We start from the raw sequence: 7,212 nt of genomic DNA on the forward strand, positions 1-7,212 counted from the left end.
ACCTCACAGCTGCGCCAGACGTGCACTCGCGGCGAGGAGACGATCCGCTCAGCGAGGTAGCGGGACATGTCGCGTTCCAGGTCGTCGTGGCGGATCACGAGATTGACCTCACCAGCGTTGCGGGCCAGGAAGAGGGCGGCCTGACCGGCGGAGTTGCCGCCACCCACGACCGTGACCGGGTCGCCGCGGCAGAGTCGTGCCTCGTACTCCGTGGCGGCGTAGTAGACGCTGGGACCCTCGAGCCGGTCCATGCCGGGGATCTCGAGGCGGCGGTACCGCGCGCCGGTCGCCAGCACCACGGTGTGCGCCTCCACGTGCGTCCCATCGGTCAGCCTCACGAGGAAGTGACCGTCGATGCGGTCGAGCGACCGAGCCTCGCCGGGGATCGTGAAGGTGGCGCCGAACTTGCGGGCCTGGACCACCGCTCGGTCCGCGAGCTCGGCGCCCGAGATGCCCGCCGGGAAGCCCAGGTAGTTCTCAATCTGAGACGAGGTCCCCGCCTGCCCTCCCGTCGAGATCGCGTCGAGCACGATCGTGGAGAGTCCCTCCGAGGCCGCCGTCATCGCAACGGCGAGACCGGCCGGGCCGGCGCCCACCACGAGGACGTCGTGCGCGTCGCGGGGCGGTGCCTCCTCCCGCAGGCCCAGGAGCTCGGCGAGCTCCGTCGTGCTGGGGTTGCGCAGGACCGCCTGCCCCTTCCAGATCACGACGGGGGTCTGGTCGGGTGGGATGCCGAGGGCTCGCAGAGTCGCCTCTGCCTCGGGATCCTCTTCCAGGTCCTCCCAGCGGTACGGGACGCGATTGCGGCTTGCGAAGTCCCTCAACCGGCGGGTGTCGGGCGAGTAACGAGAGCCGATGATCCGGAGCCCGGCGCCGAGGCTGGCGTGGATGTTGCGTCGCAGGATGAAGGCCCGCAGGATCAGGTCTCCCAGCGCCTGATCCTGGGTGACCGCCTCCTTGAGCCGGTCGAAGGGGATCTCCTGGACCTCGACGTCGGTCTGGGCGATGGCGGTGACGTAGACGGCCTGCCCGGTCAGCATCGACAGGTCACCCACGAAGCGCCCCGGCCCGTGGACCGCGATCACCCGCGGCTCCTCCTCGCGGTTGTCCTCCTGAACGACCCGGACGCTGCCGTCCAGCACCACGAACAGGCCGCAGTTGCGGTCTCCCTCGCAGAACAGCGTGGTGCCCTTGGCCAGACGCTTGCGCTCGCCGTATCGCGACAGCAGCATGGTCTGCTCGGCGGTCAACCGGGGATAGGCCCCGGTGGTGTCGGGGGTCTCGGGCAGGTCCGGGGACTCCAGCTCAGACGAACTGCTCGTCGACATAGCACCACCTCCAGCTCTCCCCGGGCTCGATCGAACGCACGATGACGTGACCCGTCGTGGCGGCGTGAGCGCGCGCGTGTCGCATCGGGGAGGAGTCGCAGCAGAGGACCTGGCCGCAGGTCAGGCACTGGCGCAGGTGCACCCATGGCGTGGCCAGGAGCAAGCACTCAGCGCATGCGCGCCGGGCAGGCGGCGGTACGGGCCGGATGATCTTCAGGTGCGGGTCGGGACCGATGCCTGTCGGGGTGGTCATCACGATTGCGCCGGGAGTCGGGACTCGAGCCACGAGCGCAGCTGGTGCTCCGGGAGGGCGCCGATCTGTTTGTCGACCACCTCGCCGTGATGGAGGAGGACCAGCGTCGGGATCGCCTGAACCTCGAAGCGCCGGCTCACCTCCGGGTTGTCGTCGGCGTCGACCTTGACCAGCTTGAGCTTGCCGGCCAGCTCCCCAGCCAGCTTCTCCAGGGCCGGGCTCACCATCCGGCACGGGCCGCACCACGGAGCCCACACGTCGATCAGCACGGGCAGGCTGGTCTCCTCGGCGACAGCGTGGAACTCCTCGTCCGTCGCGTCCACCACCCATCGCAGCGGGGTACTGCACTTCGCGCAACGGGGAACACCGTCGGCAACCGCCAACACACGGTTCTTGGCTCCGCAGCTGCTGCACTCGACCGTCGTCGACTTCTGGATGTTCGTGCTCACGCCACTGCCCGCCCCTCTGACGGAAGGCCAGCCGCCGTGACCGTGATCTCCCCGTCGACGACGGTGACCGCGATCGTTCCCCCGTCAGCCGCATCTCCGCGCAACAGCGCCCGACCGATCCGGGTCTCCACCTCGCGGGAGATGTACCGGCGTAGCGGGCGGGCACCGTAGGCCGGGTCGAAGCCTTGGTCCGCGATGAAGCGACGCGCCTCGGCCGTGACGTCAAGGTTGATCCGCATGTCGGCCAGCCGTTCGCGCAGCTCCTCGAGCTGGAGGTCGACGATGCGCTCGATCTCGGCGAGCGTCAACGGCTTGAACATCACGATCTCGTCGACGCGGTTGAGGAACTCCGGGCGGAAGTGTGACTGCAAGGTGCGCATCACCATCGAGCGCGCCTCGTCCTTGACCTCGCCTCCAGCGGTGGCCCCCTCGAGCAGGTACTCCGAACCGATGTTCGAGGTCATGATCAGCACGGTGTTGCGGAAGTCGACCGTCCGGCCGTGGGAGTCGGTCAGGCGGCCGTCGTCGAGCACCTGGAGCAGCGTGTTGAAGACGTCGACGTGAGCCTTCTCGATCTCGTCGAGCAGGACCACCGAGTAGGGCTTGCGGCGCACGGCCTCGGTGAGCTGACCACCCTCCTCGTACCCGACGTAGCCCGGAGGCGCCCCGACCAACCGGCTGACGGTGTGCCGCTCCTGGTACTCGCTCATGTCGATCCGGATCATGTTCTCCGCGGTGTCGAACAGAGCAGCCGCCAGCGTCTTGGCCAGCTCGGTCTTGCCGACACCGGTGGGGCCGAGGAAGATGAACGACCCGATGGGCCGCTGGGGGTTCTTGATGCCTGAGCGGGCGCGGACGACGGCGTCGGCCACCAGCTGGACCGCCTCGTCCTGGCCGATGACACGCTCGTGGAGCACCTCGTCGAGGCGGAGCAGCTTGTCGCGCTCGCCTTCACGGAGTCGCGTGACCGGGATGCCGGTCCAGCGCGAGACGATGTCGGCGATCTCGTCGGCGGTGACGACCTCGCGCAACAGCCGCCGGCCGCCCTGTTTCCCCGCGAGCCGGGACTCGGCCGCCTCCAGTCGCCGCTCGATCTCCGGCAGCTTGCCGTGTCGCAGGGACGCCGCCCGGTTGAGGTCGTACTCGCGCTCGGCCCGCTCGCTCTCCATGCGTACGTGCTCGAGCTCCTGGCGAAGGGACTGCACCTCGCGCAGCGCCGACCGTTCCGCCTCCCACTGCGCGCGCAGGGCATCGGCCTCGGCCCGTACGTCCGCCAGCTCCTTGCGCAGCTCGTCGAGGCGCGCCCTGCTCGGGGAGTCCTCTTCCTGCGAGAGTGCCGCCTCCTCGATCTCCAGCCGGGTCACGCGTCTGGTGAGCTCGTCGAGCTCGGCCGGCATCGAGTCGATCTCGGTGCGCAGCATCGCGCAGGCCTCGTCGACGAGGTCGATGGCCTTGTCGGGCAGGAACCGGTCGGAGATGTAGCGGTGGCTCAGCGTCACGGCCGCCACCAGGGCCCCGTCGTGGATCTTCACACCGTGGAACACCTCGAGCCGCTCGCGGAGCCCGCGCAGGATCGAGAGGGCATCCTCCTCGTCGGGCTCGTCGACGATGACCGGCTGGAATCGGCGCTCGAGGGCTGCGTCCTTCTCGATGTGAGTGCGGTACTCGTCGAGGGTCGTCGCGCCGATCATGTGGAGCTCGCCGCGGGCGAGCAGGGGCTTGAGCATGTTGCCGGCGTCCATCGCACCCTCGCCCGCGCCGGCACCGACGACGGTGTGCAGCTCGTCGACGAACAGCAGGATGTGACCCTCGGCACTCTGGACCTCGTTGAGCACGGCCTTCAGCCGCTCCTCGAACTCACCGCGGTACTTGGCTCCGGCGATGAGCGCCCCCATGTCCAGGGCGAAGACGGTCTTGTCCCGCAGGCCCTCGGGCACGTCGCCGTCGGCGATCCGCTGGGCCAGACCCTCGACGATCGCGGTCTTCCCGACCCCGGGCTCGCCGATCAGCACCGGGTTGTTCTTGGTCTTGCGCGACAGGATCTGGATGGTCCGGCGGATCTCCGAGTCGCGGCCGATCACCGGCTCGAGCTTGCCGGTCGCCGCTGCCGCGACGAGGTCGCGGCCGTACTTGTCCAGCGCCTCGTACGTCCCCTCGGGTGTCGCCGACGTCACGCGCTGGTGACCGCGCACCTCGGTCAGTGCGGCCAAGAACGTGTCGCGGGTCAACCCCTGTCCGTGGAGGAGCCGCCCGGCCGCCGAGCTCGAGCCCTCCTCCACAAGGACGATCACGAGGTGCTCGACCGAGACGTACTCGTCCTTGAGCCTGCGGGCCTCGGCGTCGGCGGCGTCGAGCAGCCGCGATAGCCGTTGGGTGATGTGCACCTGCCCGGGCGTCACGCCGGGCCCGCTGACCCGAGGGCGGAGACCGAGCTCGGCCTCGACGTCCTCGCGCAGCCGGGCCGGATCGGCTCCCGCCCGGGCCAGCAGCGGAGCGACCAGGCCCTCCCCCTGGTCGAGCAGAGCCAGCAACAGGTGCTCCCCGTCGACCTCGACGTGGCCGAAGCGCAACGCCGTGGTCTGGGCGTCGTGCAGGGCCTCCTGCGACTTCTGGGTCAGTCTGTTCATGTCCATGGAGCGCCTCCTCGTCGTGACATCCGTCGTTCCGTCTTCTCCAGCTCCGCGATCCGGTCGAGCAGCTCGACGACCAGCCCGAGGGCGGAGTACCCGAGGTTCAGGCTCATCCTCAACCTCTGGATCCTGGCCATCTCCCTCACCTGGGAGGGCTCGAACCACAAGCGCCCCTGGGCATCGCGCGTGACTTCCAGGAGGCCGAGGGCCACCAGGCGGCTCACCAGGTCGGGATGTACGCCGGCGACCTGCGCATAGCTCTCGAGGCCGAGCCGGTATGGCCGCGCGAGAGTGAAGTGCGTGACCGCGGTCATCATGTGCTCCTCGCGTCGAAGCTGGACACCTTCGCGAGCTCCTCGAAATGCCGCTGCTCCTCGTCCGTGAGGGTCTTGGGCACACGGATCTGCAGCTCGGCGTAGAAGTTCCCCGGCCTGCCTCGCTTGTTGGGAAGCCCGCGGCCCTTGAGCCGCAACCGGCGGTGGCTGGACGAGCCGGCCGGGACCTTCACCGTGGCGGCACCGCCTGGAGTGTCGACGGGGACCGATGCGCCCAGGGCGGCCTCCCACGGTGCAACCGGCAGGAGCGCGTGCAGGTCGCGACCGTCGACCCGGTAACGCGGGTGGTCGGCGATTCGGACCAGCAGATAGAGATCTCCGGGTGCCGCCGAGCCACTTCCGGGACCACCCTGGCCGTGAAGTCGAATGCGCTGACCGTCGACGACACCGGCTGGGATGGTCACGTCGAGCGCGCGAGGCCCGCCGGGGCCGCTGATCGTCAAGCTGCGCTCGGTGCCGTGATAGGCCTCCTCGACCGACAGCTCCACCTCGGCCTCGTGGTCGGAGCCCGGGATCGGTCCTGGTCCCCAACCGTCCCGGCCGCGACCACCGCGCCCCCTACCGCCGAAGATGCCCCCGAGCAGGTCCTCGAGGTCGACCTCGTCGCCGAAGTCACCAGCACCGGGACCTCCCGACGGACCAGTCCCCGACGACCAGCGTCCACGGGCCCCCGCACCCGCCTCGGCATACGTCCGGGCGTTGCGCCAGGCGGACGGATCCGTGTCGGGAGGGACGCGTCGGAAGTCCTCGCCGAAGGCGTCGTAGCGGCGCCGCAGCTCGGGATCCGACAGCACGTCGTAGGCCTCAGCAACGTCCTTGAACCGCTCCTCGGCCCCGGGGTCCTTGTTGACGTCAGGATGATTCTGGCGCGCCAGCCGCCGGTAGGCCCGTTGGATGTCGGCCGGTGCCGCATCGCGGGCGACTCCGAGGACCTCATAGAAGTCTTGGGCCATCAGGGTGCCCTGGTGGCCACGACGACCGCGGCGGGCCGCAGTATCTTGCCATCGGGCCCGTAGCCGGGACGCACGACCTGAGCCACGGTGCCAGGTACCAACCCTTCCTCGGACACGGTGCTGACCGCCTCGTGCAGGGCCGGGTCGAAGGCCCGCCCATGGTCGTCGCGACGCGGGTAGCCGAGATCAGCCAAGACCCCGACCGCCTGCGCGAGCACGGCCTGCACGCCCTCGAGCACGGCGTCGGGCTCGGACGACGCGTGCTCGAGCGCGCGCTCCAGGTTGTCCACGACAGGCAACCAGCTGGCGGCCACGGCCGCGCGCTCCTGCTCGCGGCCACGGATCACGTCCTGCGCGCACCGCTTGCGGACGTTGTCCAGCTCGGCAGCTGTCCGCCGCCATGCGTCCTCCAGCTCCGCGATCTGGCGCACCGGGTCAACGCGGTCCGATGTCTCGTCCGTCTCTGCCTCGCTCGCCGGTGCCTCTGTCGCCGAAGCCTCGGTCGTCGGTTCATCGTGCTCGGACATGGCGATCAGTGAGGGGTGAACTCGGCGTCGATGACGTCGTCGCCATCGTCGTCAGACGTGTCGTCGGGGGTGCTTGCCGAGGGGGTGGACGATCCACCACCGCCCCGGGTCGCGGTGCTGAGCCCCTGGCTCAACTGGTGGAGCTCCCCCGTGAGAGCGCGGAGGCGATCGACGGGTTCGTCACCCTCGACGGCCTGACGGGCCTCCTCGACCAGCATCTCGGCTCGAGCGCGATCGTGCTGGGGGACGGAGTCGCCGCCCTCTTCGAGGGCCTTGCGCACCTGGTAGGCCACGGAGTCGAGCTCGTTGCGAGCGTCGATCCGTTCGCGCAGGGCGGCATCCTCACCGCGGTGGGTCTCAGCGTCCTCGATCATCCGTTCGACCTCCTCCTGACTGAGCGTGGAGGTCTCGCTGATGGTCACCTGCTGCTCGGCACCGGTGTCCTTGTCGCGCGCCGAGACATGCAGGATGCCGTTCGCGTCGATGTCGAACGTCACTTCGATCTGGGGCTCTCCGCGGGGTGCGGGACGGATCTTCTCCAGCCGGAACCTGGCGAGCACGCGGTTGTCGGCCGCCCTCTCCCGTTCGCCCTGGAGGACGACGACGTCGACAGCGGGCTGATTGTCCTCCGCAGTGCTGAAGAGCTCGGTCCTCCGGGCCGGGATGGTGGTGTTGCGCTCAATGACCTTGGTCATCACCCCGCCCATCGTCTCCAACCCCAGCGACAGGGGCGTGAC

General features: G+C 69.6%; 8 protein-coding genes. All 8 read right to left on the reverse strand.

Annotated elements, in window-relative coordinates; genetic code table 11:
* On the reverse strand, positions 1 to 1,328 hold a 1,328-nt coding region (locus tag JWQ91_RS16415; RefSeq protein WP_297786673.1), incomplete at its 3' end, for an FAD-dependent oxidoreductase.
* Positions 1,306 to 1,581, reverse strand: coding sequence for a UBP-type zinc finger domain-containing protein (locus JWQ91_RS16420; RefSeq protein ID WP_297786695.1), 276 nt, complete (start codon positions 1,579 to 1,581; stop codon positions 1,306 to 1,308). The genes JWQ91_RS16420 and JWQ91_RS16415, both read right to left, overlap by 23 nt.
* Entirely contained in the window at positions 1,581 to 1,904 is a 324-nt protein-coding gene (gene trxA, locus JWQ91_RS16425; protein ID WP_297786676.1) for a thioredoxin, read from the reverse strand. Before trxA ends, JWQ91_RS16420 begins: the two co-directional genes overlap by 1 nt.
* Positions 1,905 to 2,026: 122 nt before the next feature.
* Entirely contained in the window at positions 2,027 to 4,663 is a 2,637-nt protein-coding gene (gene clpB / locus JWQ91_RS16430; protein WP_297786679.1) for an ATP-dependent chaperone ClpB, read from the reverse strand.
* On the reverse strand, positions 4,654 to 4,974 hold the full coding sequence (locus JWQ91_RS16435) for a chaperone modulator CbpM (RefSeq protein WP_297786682.1): 321 nt from the start codon (positions 4,972 to 4,974) through the stop codon (positions 4,654 to 4,656). Before JWQ91_RS16435 ends, clpB begins: the two co-directional genes overlap by 10 nt.
* Positions 4,974 to 5,948, reverse strand: a complete 975-nt coding sequence (locus JWQ91_RS16440; RefSeq protein WP_297786685.1) for a DnaJ C-terminal domain-containing protein — start codon at positions 5,946 to 5,948, stop codon at positions 4,974 to 4,976. Before JWQ91_RS16440 ends, JWQ91_RS16435 begins: the two co-directional genes overlap by 1 nt.
* Positions 5,948 to 6,475, reverse strand: coding sequence for a nucleotide exchange factor GrpE (locus JWQ91_RS16445; protein ID WP_297786689.1), 528 nt, complete (start codon positions 6,473 to 6,475; stop codon positions 5,948 to 5,950). Before JWQ91_RS16445 ends, JWQ91_RS16440 begins: the two co-directional genes overlap by 1 nt.
* A gap of 5 nt (positions 6,476 to 6,480) precedes the next feature.
* On the reverse strand, positions 6,481 to 7,212 hold a 732-nt coding region (locus JWQ91_RS16450), incomplete at its 5' end, for an Hsp70 family protein (protein ID WP_297786692.1).

The organism is Aeromicrobium sp. (genome assembly GCF_025965075.1).
Lineage (GTDB): Bacteria > Actinomycetota > Actinomycetes > Propionibacteriales > Nocardioidaceae > Aeromicrobium.

Bases quoted from the DNA above. Each gene is read 5' to 3' on its own strand.
- JWQ91_RS16420 (WP_297786695.1), bottom strand. From the start codon at position 1,581: ATGACCACCCCGACAGGCATCGGTCCCGACCCGCACCTGAAGATCATC.
- clpB (WP_297786679.1), bottom strand. From the start codon at position 4,663: ATGGACATGAACAGACTGACCCAGAAGTCGCAGGAGGCCCTGCACGAC.
- JWQ91_RS16435 (WP_297786682.1), bottom strand. From the start codon at position 4,974: ATGACCGCGGTCACGCACTTCACTCTCGCGCGGCCATACCGGCTCGGC.
- JWQ91_RS16440 (WP_297786685.1), bottom strand. From the start codon at position 5,948: ATGGCCCAAGACTTCTATGAGGTCCTCGGAGTCGCCCGCGATGCGGCA.
- JWQ91_RS16445 (WP_297786689.1), bottom strand. From the start codon at position 6,475: ATGTCCGAGCACGATGAACCGACGACCGAGGCTTCGGCGACAGAGGCA.